The sequence below is a fragment of the Bacillus sp. AFS059628 genome, assembly GCF_002571225.1.
Classification (GTDB): Bacteria; Bacillota; Bacilli; order Bacillales; family Bacillaceae_G; genus Bacillus_A.
In genome coordinates, this window is record NZ_NVEC01000046.1 from 24,403 (window position 1) to 40,751 (window position 16,349).

A 16,349-nucleotide genomic window follows, 5' to 3' on the forward strand; every position below is an offset into this window, starting at 1 on the left:
GAAATTATTATTCTAAATAAGGGCTATTACAATTACTGGTTTTATCAATAGAATTTAAAAAATTCTCCTTCCTATAATGAGTTATGTTTTCGTATGTCGTTTACAAGCATGCATAAAAAAAATGAAGAAACTTTCTATTCATAGAACTATTAAAAACAAGAGTAAAATGATGATAATTTTTTGAATTAATATTCTTTAACTATTCACTATTTTAAACAGAGCTTACATATCCCTCTAAAAATTACTTATTTTAACAACTTGTGGTTAAGCTTAATAAAATGTATTTAAATTCCAAATAATTATCGCCGTAGATAGTATGAAACAAAGTAATGCAGGAATTGCCATTAAAATAGATTGTTTTGCTCGAAACATATGAGCATGAATGGCTCCGACCATGAGAACTGCTAATAATGTATTTGCTCCTATCGCTAAGTATTGATTCCAAATACCACCGATTATACCTATTGCTCCAACAATTTCAACAAAACCAATTATAGACATAAACCATAATGAATATTGATATTGTTGCCAATGTTCTACCTGAAAAGATATACGGAAAATTTTTATGAATCCCCCTACTACAATAAAAATTGCTAAAACTACCTGAAGAACAATCATCTTTTAAACTCGCTCCTTTTAATACTTTGTTAATTTTCATACTTCACAAGGAATAAATATATGCGTTTTACCAATATCTGAAAGGGAGATATACATAATTTAACTTTTTATACGCTAAGAACTAAGTAGATAACCTTTACTACATAATATTTTCTTAAGAAAAATATTTATTTTAATATATTTACCTCTTTTGTTAACCTGAATAGATTGTTCTTAATTTCAGACATGTTGATATTTTTTCTTGAAACACCGGTTTCCACTGCAGCACGTGCGACAGCATATGCTACATGTGGCACCACCCTAGGATCAAACGGATTTGGAATGACATAGTTGACATGAAGCTCTTCTTCTGAAATTAACTCAGCTATTGCATAAACAGCTGCTAGCTTCATTTCTTCATTAATTTCTTTTGCTTGTACATCTAAAGCTCCACGAAAAACTCCGGGGAAAGCTAATACATTATTTACTTGATTAGGAAAGTCAGAACGTCCTGTACCAACTACTAGTGCTCCTGCTATTTTTGCTTTATTAGGCATAATTTCAGGTGTAGGGTTAGCCAAGGCAAAAATAATAGGATTATGATTCATAGAACGAACCATACCCTCATCAACTACATCTGCAGCTGATACGCCAATAAATACATCAGCATCAATAAGGGCCTCTGCTAATGTTCCCCGCTTCTGTTCTATATTTGTAATACGAGCTATTTCTTCTTTAAGCGCATTCATTCCAATTGGTCGCTGTTCATATACTATCCCTTTTGTGTCACACAAAATAACATTTTTCACATGCATATGGAGTAACAACTTAACAATGGCTATCCCAGCAGCACCAGCGCCATTTACAACGATTTGCACATCTTCAATTTTTTTATTTATTAACTTAAGTGCATTAATTAGGCCAGCAATCGTTACAATAGCTGTACCGTGTTGATCATCATGGAAAACAGGAATATCACAAGATTTTCTTAGGCGCTCCTCAATTTCAAAGCATTGAGGTGCTGCAATATCCTCTAAGTTTATCCCGCCAAAATTTGGTTCTAATAATTTAACAACCTCAACAATCTTATCCGGATTATTAGTGTTTAAACAAATAGGGAAAGCATCGATCTCAGCAAATGATTTGAAAAGTAAAGCTTTCCCCTCCATCACTGGCATAGCTGCTTTAGGCCCAATATTCCCAAGACCTAATACTGCAGTTCCATCAGATATAACGCCAACTAGATTCCCTTTCATTGTATAATCATATACTTTGCTTTCATCTTTATAAATCTCTAAGCATGGCTCAGCAACACCTGGCGAGTAAGCGAGACTTAAATCTGTTGAATTTTGTACTTTAACTTTAGAATAAACACCAATCTTCCCTTGTTTTTCTTTATGCATTTTTAATGTTTCATCTCGTAAAGGTGACATATAATTTCGCTCCTATAATTAAGTTAAGAGTTCATTAACTCTATCTTAAACTTGATATTGCATGATATAAGTAAGACTTCTAATATAATCATTATTTATTTTTATAACCTTTTAACATATCTTTTGCATAACGATTGGGGTATAAAGTATTTAACATATTGTATGGACTTCCCTTCCAATATCTTCTTAATGGTGTCCATAACTTATGTTTAATTAACCATCTTTGTGTGTAAATAGATAGTAATTGCCCCTCTGTTAGTTTTTCTTTTTCTTCAATAGTCCACTTCAGCGCCTCTAATGCTTTTTTTTTAGTCCAAAATCCGGTAGGTGTGAATTTATATTCCCATTCTTTATTTTGACCAGGATATAATTCGTTGATCATGGCGTACGGACTGTTATTCCAGAATATTTGACAAGGAGAAATTAATTTATGAATAGTAAGCCATTTTACACTGTAAACTTGTAATAATTGAAAAGAAGTTAATTTTTCTTTTTCTTCAATAGTCCACCTTAATGCTACCAATGCTTTTTCTTTAGTCCAAAACTTGTTAGGAGTCATACTAAATTCCCACTCTTTAAATTTATTAGGATATAAAGAATTTATCATTGCATATGGGCTACCATTCCAATACATAACTAATGGTGCACTGAGTTTATTTTTCTCTAACCATTTTTTACTATAGAATTTGAGTAGTTCTACTTTACTTAGCTTTTCTTTTTCTTCAACAGTCCATTTTAATGCTTCAAGAGCTTTTTCTTTAGTCCAAAAATTTAGTGGTGCCATACCAAACTCCCACTCTTTAAATCTATTAGGATATAAGTCTTCAATCATCTTATATGGACTGTTATCATAACTATGTTTGAGCGCGCCGAGTAATCGATATTTTATAATTATAGACGTATTCCATTTTTGTTTAATATTCTCTTCATTCCATTTTAAAATTGTTTCAATTAAATATTTTGTGACCCTTTTAGATAGCTCTCTATTGCTATCTTCTTTCCATGTACTCGGTGGAAACCTACTTCTTTTACCTTCTAATATTTCTTGATAGATTTCTTCTATTTGCACTGCTTTCGCTTGCACTTCAAACTCCCTCCTATTCAAGACATATAACGATTCCTCTTTCCTAACGTTAAATAAAAAGCCAATAGTAACTATTGTGATCTACTTTTATAACGCAAAAAAACGTATAAGGTAAAATCATTTCTTTAATTTATAATAAGAAGGACATAAAAAAACAAAAAGTTACAAAANNTTTTGTAACTTTTTGTTTTTGTGTAAATATAAGGTCAATTGAGACGTCTCATCGTTTTAAACTTGACGCTCCATAATCTTGTATAGTTACATTTATATGATATTTAATCGGTACTTTACTAAATGTTTGATCCCAATCTTTTTTGACTTTCTCCCATGTTCTTGGGTGTTTAATTCTTAATTGGTTGCCAAAACCCGCAATATCGACTTGATATTCTTTTTGCATTTTTTTTGTAACATGATGTACTAAGTGCCTTACTTCTTTTTCAATAGCTTTTTCTTCCTTTTTTAAAAATTTATTTTTAAATTTTTTTCCTGATTGCATCCAATTTTCAGACAAACGTCCTTCTGATTCAATGTTTACATCAAAGGAAATATTATTTCCATTAACATGTGGTATGATTTTGCTTTTTATTGACTTTATTTCGTATATAATGAGTTTCTTTGATTCTTTATCAAAAGTTTTTACCACACCACCATTCCTTTTTCCGTTTATCCATACTACTCCTTCCAATTCCTGTTCATTTAAAAAGCCCATCAACTTTTTTGTCTTCCCTTTAATTACAGCAGCTCCTGCAAATTTTGTTTCCCCTTTTATCGAGATTACATTTTGCAAAAGAAAACTGGACTCTGACCGCATCTTTCCTTCCAATTTAGCAAGCGATACAGGAGGTAAAATCCTTGTTGTTCTATTTCTATTATCTGCAATTCCAGACAAACGAAATGCTGGGATTTCTCCTTTTTTGTTTGATTCCAATACCTCCTTCGCTAAACCCTTGCTAATTAAGAGCATACAGCTAAGCCGAACTTCATTGTCACGGAGATACTGTTCAAGTAATTGTTCTAAACTGTATGTACGTACAAGACTATCACTAATAACAATGTTTTTTAAATGTGGGCTGAACATTGTGCTCTCTCTTTTCAATGAAAACTCACGAACAATTTGATGAATGGAATCACCGGTCTCAGAAACATTTATATAACGTTTTTGTTGTCCATTTCCTTTACTTTGTGCTTGCGAACTAACAATTTGATAAGTAGCTGTTATAAGATTTCTTTTAGGATAACCTCCTTCCTCATCCTCTTTCTCAATTGTTGAATCCTTCCCTTTATCTAGTGCTATACCTGCAGTTAAACTCAACTCTTCTACTTCTTTACTACTCCAACATCCTGTTAAAAATAGAAGCAAAAGCGTCCATAACAAAGCCAAATAGAACCGCATATAATTAAATTTATTTTTCACACTACTCCTCCTTTTAATCGCGTAATAATAAGAAGAAGCAGTGGCAGTAAACCAAATAAAAATAAAGCAGCATTACCGAGCATATCCCCCAATTTAAGCAAGTCATTTATATTTTTCGAAGTCATAGCAATGATGTAAATGATTGGAATCAAAGCAAAAATAAGCGGATGAATACTCTTTTTAAAGAGTTGCGCTAATCCTAATGCAGCTGCATAATAACTAATCGTATAGGTAGCAAATATTTGCATAATCCATATTACAAGCAGTAAAGATTCAAAACGTTCAAATATCAATCCAGAAATTTCAAAACTGCGCATAAGGTCAATTGTCGGCCATGTTCTTGTTACAACTCCATCAATTGATAATGCACCAATGACCATTACAACAGTTATTACATAAAAGATTAACGGAATAGAAATTCCAAATAAAATAGCTTTTACTGCTTTATTTCGTTGTTCCATAAATACCAAAAGAATTAACATAATTTCAGGACCTGTATATGCGAGAGACGTTGTTTTTATCCCATCTAACACTGGTTTAATCCCCAAACCCAATACGGGACGGAGATTATCTATCTCGAATATTCCGATACTCATAAAGGAAATGAGTAAAAAAATAAAAAAAGTAATAGGAAATATTATTTCAAACATCCGTGCAATCGAGTTAATACCACCCATAATCAAATAGAGACCTATCCACATAAAAGGCATAATAATGGCCCATGTAGGAGTTCCTTCCAGCAAAAAAAAGCTTATTACTTCTGCCATTGAACGAATTTGAAATGCTGAGGTTGTAAGAAAATACCCTATAATAAGAAAACTAAGAAACCTGCCTATCCATTCCCCTACAATATCTTGACTGTATTGATAAAATGTTTTATTTGGAAACTGCTGACTTAATTTGACCATAATTACTCCTGAAACCATTGCGAGTATCCCACCTAATATCACACTTAGCCATACATCTGGTGTTTTCACTTTTTCCACAGATGCTCTGGGCAGAGTGAGGATTCCTGTTCCAAGTATGTAATTTACAATAATAACAACTGCTTGCGAAGTTGTTATTCGGTCTTTAGGTTCAGTAATCACTGAAGGCCACTTCCTTTCGTCATCAGCTACCGTTTGCGGATAGTTTTTTTAGTATGCATTATTTTCGGTCGACGTCTCATTATTTTTAATGGCATGCGAACCATAAAATCTTTCCAGTCACTAAATCGATATGGAACAGCAGGGCTGGTATAAGGAATGCCAAAACTTTTCAGTTTCACTAAATGACTGCAAAGTAAAAGAAAGAAGAGAATAACTCCATACAAGCCAAATATCGCAGCACAAAACATAGCTATAAAACGAAGAATGCGTAACGTAATTCCCACACTATATTGCGGAATAGTAAAAGAAGAAATAGCTGTTACCGCAACAACGATAACCATTATTGGACTAACAATTCCTGCTTCTACGGCAGCCTGACCAATTATTAAACCGCCCACAATTCCCATTGCAGGTCCAATCGGTTTAGGCAGACGTAAACCTGCTTCTCGCAAAACTTCGATAGCTACTTCCATAATTAACGCTTCTATTAAAGCGGGAAAAGGAACTCCTTCTCGCGATCCGATAATAGAAATAGCGAGCTTAGTGGGAATTAATCCTGGATGAAATGAAATAAAAGAAATATACAGTGCTGGAGCAAATAATGAAACAAAAGCTGTCATGAAGCGTAATAAGCGGAGAAGCGTACCAGGAAGCCACCTTTCATAATAATCTTCTGGTGATTGCAGCAGCAAACTAAATGTAACTGGAGCAATTAAAACAAATGGTGTTCCATCTAACAAAATAGCTACTCGACCTTCCATCAAAGCACTAATAACACGATCAGGTCGTTCTGTATTTTGAATCTGCGGAAAAGGACTGAGATAATTATCTTCAATGAGTTGCTCTATATAACCAGATTCGAGTACACTATCTATGTCAATTTTCTGAATTCTAATTTTTATTTCTTCCACCAATTCTATACTAGCAAGATCTTTAATAAATGCGATAACTAACTCTTTCTTTGCACGTTCTCCTACTGGTAGCTTTACTAATGATAAGTTCTCATCCGCACAATGCCGTCGCAAAAGTGAGGTATTATCACTTAATACTTCAGTAAAACCGACCCGTGGCCCTCTGACTAATGCCTCTGATACTGGTTCTTCAATGTTTCGTTTATTTGCTTTTGTTGTACCAAGAATAAACACATCTGCTAAACCATCAATTAAGAGAGCTGTTGAACCTATCAATACTTTGGATATCAAATCTTTTATGTAATGGACTTCTGCTACTTCACTAATTGTAAGAACTTTATTTTTAATATATTCTTTTGAAACAGTCCCCTCCACATAAGAAGATTCATTTTTATATTCATCAGAAAAATCATCCATTAGTAACTTCATAATGTGTTTGTCAATGATCTCTTTATCTGATAGACCATCAACAAAAATGATCCCAGCTTGAATATCTGTGCGTCCAATATTAAACTTCCGAAAACGAACATCAGAATTATGTCCGATCTGTTGCTTTATAAGTTCTAAGTTAGAGGCAAAATCATTTGTGAAATGAACGGTTGCATTTTGAGAAGGTTTATACTCTTGTTTCGTTTTACTTTGAATATTATTTTTATTCACTTGTTTGTCTCTTGACTTCCACCAACTCATTCTTCCCACTCTTTCTCTGACATACGAACCCAATGAAAAAATCTTGAGATAGTATACGGTATTAAAAACAAGATAAAAGCTTGTACAAAGACTTTCCAATCTGGAAGATAAGAAGTTATTATGTTCCACATGTTTATCACCCAATTTATATACTCTGCTAGGATTGAGACTTCTAAAGAACGGTATGTACTTAATAAAAAAATAACTGTAAGATTAAAGAGCAGAAAAGCAAGACATTATGCTTATTTAGTACCAATAACCTAATTAGAAACATTTCTGACCTAAAATACCATTTCCAATTATAATTTGTTAAATATTATCTCCTTTTCCTTTATTTATATGCCTGCATTTGAATTTCAAATAATATAAATATCAATGATATTTTCTCTTAAAGAAAAAAAGATGCTAGAAGATAGCATCTTTTTTTCAATTCAACTTACTATGTAGTTATATTTTATTTTAGAAATACTCGTTTTTTAAATGAATATTAATGTGTAAAAAATACATATTCTTTTGTTCCAAGTTAGTACATTTCTACCAAATTTATACGGAATTTTCTGATTTTAAAACCGATATGAAATAAAGGAAACTACTCTCTTAGAAAGACTATATAAAACAAATACATGAAAACAACTATCAATCTATTAATTGAAAATAATAATGAGCAAGAGTTTATCATCTTAATTCCAAGTGTATTCGTTTTGCTTCAAAATAAAGAACTTGAATAAATTTTTTCGTATCAATACGAGCAGGTACTGTTGGTTCATTATTCAATTCTGTCATCTTTCTCCTTACGGTAGTAAAATCAAAAAATCTAGAAGCATAATTTTCGAACTTCGGGTTTAAAAAATCAGTAAGTCCAAGGGAAGCTAAATGGTTTAATGATTGATAAATTGCTCTCCGAATCCGTTGTTTGGAAGCTTCTATAAACCTTTTTAATTCGGCGTCTTCAGCTGAATCCCCAAGTTTTTTTTGAGCTAAATTCATAAAAATCTCTTTTAGTGAGGGAAAACCTTGTTCCAACGTGTTATCTTGTTCATATTTATATAAATAATCTAGCATATCCATTAAATCTTTACTTCCACTTTCACTGGCTATTCCTAATTCAGACAAAAGAAAATGAATGGAATTTTGAAAGTGATTAAAAGTATTTAAATGTTTTTCATTACGGTATTTTTCTTGCGCACTTGAATTACTATCCAATTTTAATACCATATTAAGCGATTCTTGAATGTTTTTTATCGATTTTTCCAAACGAATTCGTTCAATGACTTTCCGAACAACTGTTAAGACTTCAATCCGGTTAATTGGCTTAATAATATAGTATTCAACGCCAAGCGAATAAGCTTCAGCAATTAACTCTTTTGATTCTACTTGAGAAACCATGATGATTTTCCCTTTAAACGAAGGCTTTATTTGACGAATTGTTTTTATTCCATCTTGAATCGGCATTAACAAATCGATAAATAAAATGTCAATCTTTTTAAGGATTGGCATGTGTTGCTCTAAAGATAAACCATCCTCAGCTTCTCCTATAACCTCTCCAAGATCTTCATCCTCGATAATTTGAGCCAACATTGAGCGAACCGCTTTTTCATCATCTACTATATAAAAATACATAGAATCACCCTTTCGAAATTATATGATCAATCCCTAATCTAATTATAAAAATTGATCCTTTTCCTTCGGTTCTGTCCTCAAGCGTAACATCACCTTCTAGTTGTTCGACCATTTCTTTAACATACGATAGTCCGATGCCTGTCGATGGATTGCCTAAATCATCATATTTAGAAGTAAAACCAGGCTCAAAAATTGAATCTTTATATTTTGAAGAAATACCTGGACCGTTATCTCCTACTCGAAATTCAACAAAATGATGGTCTTTATTAATGTCAATTGTGATGATTCCCATACTTTGGATAGCTTCTACAGCGTTTGTAACGATATTATTTATAATAGATAAGATGGTATAAATATGATAATGAGAATGCACACCATCAATTTTATACACAAATTGGATGTCTTTCTCTAGCAACCGTGCGTATTTCGTATTTGCCCGTATAATGATGTTTACTAGTTCATGTACAGACATATAATCTGTAAAACTTTCATCAGAAATTAGTTTTGAAAGTCCCGCAAAAATGCGTTGGTTATCCTTTTTAACGTCATGAACCTCGCCAGCAATTTGTAATGCCTGTTGCCTTAAATCCTGAAACTGAAAATCCATCTGTTTATGCTCAAAAGAGTCTAAGGTTTTATATAAATCATAGGATTTTTTTGTTATATTCTCAGCATCTTGTAATGTTTTTTTTAAATGAACAGCATCTTCATATAAATTAGAGATGAGCATAAGCATATGTTCATTTTGTTTTTTTATGTGTCTCTCCCTTGATTGCGCTTCATACAATTTCATCATATTGAAAAAGCTTAGAACTATAAAACTATGGGAACATGCGATAACAATGATCTCATTTATTGCCTCGGATGTGATTGATGTTTTTAATACGAAATATTGAATCATTAATTCCACACAGTCTGACAGTATTTCAATCATGCAACCAATAAAACCAATCATGAGTGGTTGATGATAAAAACGTTTGATTTTTGCTAAATGAAAGAGATACGAATAAGTAAAATAAAAGAAAAAACTAGGATAGTGAGTATGAAAAGCGGCTAGCCAATCCATATTTCCCTTTATAATGACATCCATTGAGATACGAAATACTACCACGACTATCGCTGTTAAAAAACCCGGTAAAAATGCTGGAATTCGTCGAAACAATAACAAAAAAAAGAAAAATGTTGGTGCACCAAAGCTCATTCTAAATGTTTCATTTAAAGGAAATGACTTTATTTCACCTACTAAGGGTACTGTAAGTATCATTAAAACGAGAATATAGATGTCTTTTTTTACTAAATTACTAAGATTCAAAATAATCACTTCTCACTTTCGCCTAACAGTCAGTATACAAACCTATTTGCATTAATACAATACTTACTCTATTTTTTTCAAAAACTGATAAATAAGATATAAACGAAAGCATTATAGATTGTGAGTATTTATTACACTCTTCTACTTTAGAAAGATACTTTATAACTCAAAAATGTTCAGACACAATATAAGGTCTGAACACTTTTGGACTCGCTCTAACACCAAAATATCTGTGCTCCTTTTTAAAATATACTTAAATCCCATTCTTTTGCAATATGTTCTAACAACATAACTCCTGGTAAACTATTCCCATACTCATCAATGGCTGGTCCGTAAATACCAATACCACATCCATCTTGGAACGATAAATCCTTCCTAGATTTTGAGGGAACAAGTGTCATAATTCCGCCAGATACCCCACTCTTAGCTGGTAATCCAATGAAAGCAGCAAATTTTCCAGAAGCATTGTACATTCCACAAGTAAGCATTAAAGCTTTTGTTAACCTAGCTACTTCTTTAGGGAGCACTTGTTCTTTGCGAATAGGATGATATCCATCATGTGCCAGTATAAGCCCTATTAAGGCAATATCTTCTGTATTTATTTCAATCGAACATTGTTTTAGGTAAACCTCTAGTGTCTCCTCCACATCTGATTCTAGAAAACCGTTCTCCTTTAAATAGTATGCTAATGCTCTATTACGATGAGCCGTTTCCCATTCTGATTGAAATACTATTTCATTAATAGCGGGACGCTTCTCTATCATTTTTTCAATTAATACGTATATAGATTCTAATTTTTCTTGCACCGATGTCCCTGGCAAAAGTGAAGCTATCGTAATCGCTCCAGCATTAATCATAGGATTAAAAGGTTTTCCTGGTTTATGTATCTCTAAACGAATAATTGAATTAAAGGCATCTCCAGTTGGCTCTACGTCAACTCGTTCTAATACATAAGAAATACCGTGACTTAAACAAGCGGCTATAAAACCGATTACTTTTGATATACTTTGTAATGTGAAAGGTATCTCCCAATCTCCTGACTTTATCATTGTTCCATCTGGCTTTACTATACAAATACCTAACTGCGATACATTTATTTCCCCCAGAGCTGGAATATAACTGGCGCTTTGTCCCTTAGCTGCATACGTTCGATAATGAGCTACCCATTGATCTAAGCAAACTTTTTCTTGACCCTCAACTTGAACGCTTGAATCCTTTATCATTTAATCATATTCCCCCGTACTATTAACTTTATATAGAATGATTTTTTCTTTACTATAATCAATAATATTTGCGCTAGAACCAAGAAAAATATTCAGACATATTGCAGTCTGAATATCCTTCTTATTACACACTTTTCTTTTTTGAAGTTTTCTCATAACTATCCCAACATTCAATATTTTCAAGCCCTTTAATGTTTTCTTTATAAAAAATAGGATCTTTACCAGCTTTTTTCTGGTTTATATAATCTTGTAACGCCGCAAATGCTACTTTTGAAAGTAAGGTAATAGCAATTAAATTAATAATAACCATAAAGCCCATAAATAAATCCGCTAAATCCCATACAATTTGGATCTTTGCAACAGAACCAAATACAATCATAGCCAACACACTTATTCTGTATATCATTAACCACACTTTACTTGTATGTAAGAAGCGAATATTTGTTTCACCATAATAATAGTTGCCAATTAACGCACCAAATCCAAATAAAAAAACAAAGATAGCAAGACAACCCGATGCCCAAGAACCGATGTGTTCACTTAATGCTGCTTGTGTAAGTGCAATACCATTTAACCCCGGTTGTTTATATGCATCAGAAAGCAAAATAATAAAGGCAGTGCTAGTACAAATGATCAGTGTATCCGTTAATACACCAAATGCTTGAATCAGTCCTTGTTTCACCGGATGACTTGTTGTTGCTGTTGCAGCAACGTTTGGTGCACTTCCCATACCAGCTTCATTTGAAAATAAACCACGTTTAACTCCATTCATAAGTGCTGCACCAATTGAACCTCCTGCTATTTGTTTAAAACCAAATGCGTTTTGAACAATAAGAGAAAGAACTTCCGGCATTTTTGATATGTTGGTAACTACAACAAATAATGCAACTCCAATGTATAATACCGCTAAAAATACCACCTTGTATTCAGCCATTTTTGCAATACGTTGTACACCACCAAAGATGATCGTAGCGAAAGCAATGGCCATGATTATCCCAACTGTTAGACGATCTGTACCAAATGAGTTTTGAAAAGCAATTGTAACTGTATTTGATTGTACTGAATTAAATACAAGACCAAAAGTAATTGTGATTAAAATAGAGAATAGTACTCCCATCCAACGTTTATTCAACCCTTTTTCCATATAATAGGATGGACCACCGCGGAAACCAGTTTTATCTTTTACTTTATATATCTGTGCTAATGTGCTTTCGACAAAACTGGAGGCCGAGCTAATAATAGAAATAATCCACATCCAAAATACAGCTCCAGGACCACCTAATGCAATCGCAATCGCAATTCCTGTAATATTCCCTGTCCCAACACGGGCTGCCATACCAATACAAAACGCTTGAAAAGGAGAGATTTGATCTTTAGAACCACTTTTTCCCTCCATTAATACACGGACCATCTCTTTTAACATTCGAAACTGTACAAAATTCAATTTAAATGTAAAATAAATTCCGCAAATTACAAGCATAATAATTAACAATTTAGACCATAAAAAATCATTCGTTGATCCAACTAAATCTACAAAAAACCTTTCCATATTATCACTCCATACCAAAAATTTATCTATTATAATCTATATAAAATCACCTATATTCCCTGGCATAAATACCTCATTCATATTCAAATACAACAAGGATAAAAATTTTCTATACTAATAGGATTGGTCTGTTTAAGCAAACATCACAATATGCAACTGTAAAACTGAAATTTTGAAGAACTTCACGTTTATACACCCGGTGCTCTATCCCCTTCTGTAAAACTAATATTCTTATCCACTAATGTTGTACTATTATGTTTGTTTCGTTTACCGGTGATTTACATTTAAATCATAATAATCATTAGTGATTAACTGATTTTTTGTTAATTTTCTCAAGAACATGGAAATATCTCCTTTCTCACTACTAATCTCAAAAATAGGCTAGGTAAAAAATTCACAGAAAAACTATGAAGCGCTTTCAATCTTCAACTAAGTGAAGCTTGTCTTTAATTTATAATCAAAAGTACAGAATGTTACGAAAAAGTACAGGTTTTTATAAAAACAAAAAAATATTTTAAGGTTTTTTCATCTAAAAAACACTGAGGTTTTGTGAATTTTATACAGAATTCAAACGTCGCGGATTCCGTTCTACCTAACCTTTGACAAGCCTCTATTTTCTTCATAAAAACATGCATATTTTTTCTCTTTTAGAAGTTCATATAAAGTATTTGAAATCAAGAATCAACAGGATATTATAAGAATATTTAAAAAATAAAACATTTAATTTATTTATGGTATCATACAAAAAACATTTGTTTTCTCAATTAATCCCCCTAGTTGGGTTCGTCTATATTGCACATATTTACAACATTAAAGACACTAAGAAAAAAAGGATTTTGTTGAAGGGATGAAACATTACAAAACTCTTATTTAGGACCTTATGACATCCTCTTTTCTAACAATATCGAGTTATCCCCAAAAACGTATATTTACTAACATAGATTACAGGTGGTGTATTGTGAAAGAAATAGTATTCGTTCAAAATAAAAAAAGACTCCTTATGAAATTGGAATTTTTAAAAAAGGATTTAGTACTTACCATTTCACTGATACTAGCAATTGTAAGCTGCTTAATACATTCGCCAAAGATCGAATATGTTAACTTTGAAGTGTTAATTAGCTTATTTAATCTAATGGTGGCCATTAAGGCCTTGGAACAGCTAAAGATATTAGACAAACTTGCCGTTGCGATTTTAAATAAATGCAATAACAGCAGGTCAATATCTATTATTCTAATTTTGTTATGCTTTATTTGCTCCATGTTTGTAACAAATGATGTCGCTCTCCTCACTTTTGTACCAATAACACTTGTCATTAGTAAAAAAACACAAATGAACATGATGGATACAATTATCCTGCAGACAATTGCGGCAAACATCGGTAGTAGCTTGATGCCTATGGGAAACCCACAAAATTTATACTTATATTCTTACTATGGAATTAAGCTCATCCCATTTTTAGGTTCAATCCTGCTTTTAGCTGTACTTGGAATTAGTTTGTTATTTATATTTACTCAAAAACTTCAAAAAACAGATTTAAAAATAGAACTACCTGTTATTACCCTGAAGAATCGAAAAAAAGCTACCATCTGGATTTTGATACTTATCACTATCATTGCATCTATTTTTGGTTTCATTAATTATTACATTGCGCTAATAGTTACACTGATGGCAGCTTTTACGTTAGATAGAAACTTACTATTAAAAGTTGATTACTTTCTTCTAATAACCTTTGTCTGTTTTTTTATTTTTATTGGAAACATTTCTCATTCTGATGCGCTGGAGACCTTCGCTCGCGCTAATTTAAGAGGAGATACTTCAGTCTTCTTTAGTTCCATATTTTTGAGTCAATTGATTAGCAATTTTCCTACTTCAATTCTTCTATCAAACTTTACTTCTGATTGGAAAGCTTTATTACTAGGAGTAAATATTGGAGGGCTGGGAACAATTATCGCATCTTTAGCCAGTGTAATCTCCTATAAACTATTCATTCAGGCCAATGGTAAAGAGAGTAAGGCGTATTTCATTAAATTTAGCATTTACAACTTTTCATTTTTAATCATACTTACATGTATACAATACTTTATCTTTAAATTTCTAAAAATTTTTTAAAAAATTGATTACTTTAGAAAAACCCAAATTTCTCAGCATTAAATTGAGAAATTTGGGTTTTAATATAGGTATGTTTAAAGAGATACAACAAAGTTACCATCAATTTAATATTTTGAGATGTTCCCAAAGCGAAAATCTTTTAGCTTTTACGTTATTTATTAGAATTCAGTTCATTTTTTATTATGTAATTAATAAATCTATTAGGTTAATGGCTTTGAGATCGTATAGCATGCCCATCAGCCTAACAAAACAAAAATTTTTAATTTCTAAAGTTAATAAATTAAAAAGCACTCATTTTTTTTAGCTTCAAAAGAAAATACATTTCCTTATTAAAATGCAGTGACGATACCAACACAAATACAATACTATATACATACTAATCACTCATTATATCTGTTGCTCTTTTAATCGGCCAATGTATAAATCAATCCTTTTACTTAGCCATCTCTCATGATTGGTTTGATTGTTTCTATATACTTAACCCCCTCTATACTCATTTCAAACGATAATCCATTCCAATTGAAATTACAAATGACAAAATTTTTACGTTTTTCCTTTTTGCCTACTTGCTAAATTCAGCAAGTAAAATATCTTTAAAAAATTCCGGATTATTAATGTTTAAACTGTTCGCATTGATAGCAAATGTACGTTTTCCTCCAAGTGTTCCACCAACAAAAGTGGAAAACCCTGGAACAGCACCCCTGTGTCCCCATACCGTAACACCATTCGGAAGCGTAATTTCAAGAATTCCAAGACCATATCTAGTTCCCTCTCTTTCTGTAGGAACAGTAGTAAGCATTTGTTTTAGTTGTTGTTCCTTCAGTAATTTGCCACTGAGTAAGTAAGAGAAGAATTTGTTTAAGTCGTCAGCATTAGAGATCATATCTCCATCCGAGCTACCTGGGTTAATATAAGTAACGTCTTTTAGCTCACTTGCTCCGTCTAGTTGTAAATATCCACGGGCATGCTTGGTTCCTGGAATCACGCTTGAATTGCCAGGTAGGAATGTATTTGACAAATCAAGCGGTTCAATGATCCGATTTTCAACCTCTTCCGCATAGCTGTTTCCTGTTACTTTTTCGATAAGGATCCCCAGTATTACGTATCCTGTGTTTGAATAAGACCAACCCTTCCCTGGAGCAAAGTCTGGTGGAAGAGAAATCCCCATCTTTACAAATTCTTCAGCCGTATACGATTTTTTTATATCCGTAATATCAAAGTCTTTTGAATTTATATAGTCAGCAATACCACTTGTATGATTCAATATTTGCCGGATCGTAATCTGGTTACCATCATATCCGTTTCCTTGAATGACACC

General features: G+C 32.5%; 12 protein-coding genes. 1 reads left to right on the forward strand and 11 read right to left on the reverse strand.

What is annotated here, in order from left to right; translation table 11 throughout:
• Positions 1-270: 270 nt before the first annotated feature.
• The 10 genes from COL05_RS15640 to COL05_RS15690 all read right to left on the reverse strand — a co-directional run bounded on the left by COL05_RS15640 (position 271) and on the right by COL05_RS15690 (position 12,921).
• On the reverse strand, positions 271-618 hold the full coding sequence (locus tag COL05_RS15640; protein WP_098669287.1) for a DoxX family protein: 348 nt from the start codon (positions 616-618) through the stop codon (positions 271-273).
• A 167-nt stretch (positions 619-785) separates the two neighbouring features.
• On the reverse strand, positions 786-2,030 hold the full coding sequence (locus tag COL05_RS15645; RefSeq protein WP_098669288.1) for an NAD(P)-dependent malic enzyme: 1,245 nt from the start codon (positions 2,028-2,030) through the stop codon (positions 786-788).
• 91 nt (positions 2,031-2,121) lie between these two features.
• Positions 2,122-3,114, reverse strand: a complete 993-nt coding sequence (locus COL05_RS15650) for a DUF4046 domain-containing protein (protein WP_098669289.1) — start codon at positions 3,112-3,114, stop codon at positions 2,122-2,124.
• 220 nt (positions 3,115-3,334) lie between these two features.
• Positions 3,335-4,528 carry a Ger(x)C family spore germination protein gene (locus tag COL05_RS15655; protein WP_098669290.1) on the reverse strand — a complete coding sequence of 398 codons (1,194 nt, stop codon included), beginning with the start codon at positions 4,526-4,528 and terminating at the stop codon, positions 3,335-3,337.
• The gene (locus COL05_RS15660) at positions 4,525-5,616 is read right to left on the reverse strand and encodes a spore germination protein (RefSeq protein ID WP_098669291.1); all 1,092 of its coding nucleotides are present in this window, start codon (positions 5,614-5,616) and stop codon (positions 4,525-4,527) included. The genes COL05_RS15655 and COL05_RS15660 overlap by 4 nt, the downstream gene beginning before the upstream one ends.
• Before the next feature lie 26 nt (positions 5,617-5,642).
• Positions 5,643-7,217: a spore germination protein gene (locus COL05_RS15665; RefSeq protein WP_142337529.1), complete on the reverse strand. Its 1,575-nt coding sequence runs from the start codon at positions 7,215-7,217 to the stop codon at positions 5,643-5,645.
• Between the two features lie 675 nt (positions 7,218-7,892).
• Positions 7,893-8,837: a response regulator gene (locus COL05_RS15675; protein ID WP_000274068.1), complete on the reverse strand. Its 945-nt coding sequence runs from the start codon at positions 8,835-8,837 to the stop codon at positions 7,893-7,895.
• A 4-nt stretch (positions 8,838-8,841) separates the two neighbouring features.
• A complete protein-coding gene (locus COL05_RS15680; protein ID WP_098669293.1) occupies positions 8,842-10,158 on the reverse strand; it encodes a sensor histidine kinase in 1,317 nt (438 codons plus the stop codon).
• 233 nt (positions 10,159-10,391) lie between these two features.
• Positions 10,392-11,372: a glutaminase GlsA gene (gene glsA / locus COL05_RS15685; protein WP_098669294.1), complete on the reverse strand. Its 981-nt coding sequence runs from the start codon at positions 11,370-11,372 to the stop codon at positions 10,392-10,394.
• Between the two features lie 124 nt (positions 11,373-11,496).
• Positions 11,497-12,921: an alanine/glycine:cation symporter family protein gene (locus tag COL05_RS15690; protein ID WP_098669295.1), complete on the reverse strand. Its 1,425-nt coding sequence runs from the start codon at positions 12,919-12,921 to the stop codon at positions 11,497-11,499.
• Between the two features lie 958 nt (positions 12,922-13,879).
• Here COL05_RS15690 and COL05_RS15695 point away from each other — a divergent pair.
• Positions 13,880-15,031 carry an anion transporter gene (locus tag COL05_RS15695; protein ID WP_098669296.1) on the forward strand — a complete coding sequence of 384 codons (1,152 nt, stop codon included), beginning with the start codon at positions 13,880-13,882 and terminating at the stop codon, positions 15,029-15,031.
• A gap of 562 nt (positions 15,032-15,593) precedes the next feature.
• Here the strand turns inward: COL05_RS15695 and COL05_RS15700 are convergent.
• A partial coding sequence (locus tag COL05_RS15700) for a serine hydrolase domain-containing protein (protein ID WP_142337530.1) occupies positions 15,594-16,349 on the reverse strand: 756 nt, incomplete at its 5' end.

Bases quoted from the DNA above. Each gene is read 5' to 3' on its own strand.
- COL05_RS15640 (WP_098669287.1), bottom strand. From the start codon at position 618: ATGATTGTTCTTCAGGTAGTTTTAGCAATTTTTATTGTAGTAGGGGGA.
- COL05_RS15645 (WP_098669288.1), bottom strand. From the start codon at position 2,030: ATGTCACCTTTACGAGATGAAACATTAAAAATGCATAAAGAAAAACAA.
- COL05_RS15665 (WP_142337529.1), bottom strand. From the start codon at position 7,217: ATGAGTTGGTGGAAGTCAAGAGACAAACAAGTGAATAAAAATAATATT.
- COL05_RS15675 (WP_000274068.1), bottom strand. From the start codon at position 8,837: ATGTATTTTTATATAGTAGATGATGAAAAAGCGGTTCGCTCAATGTTG.
- glsA (WP_098669294.1), bottom strand. From the start codon at position 11,372: ATGATAAAGGATTCAAGCGTTCAAGTTGAGGGTCAAGAAAAAGTTTGC.
- COL05_RS15690 (WP_098669295.1), bottom strand. From the start codon at position 12,921: ATGGAAAGGTTTTTTGTAGATTTAGTTGGATCAACGAATGATTTTTTA.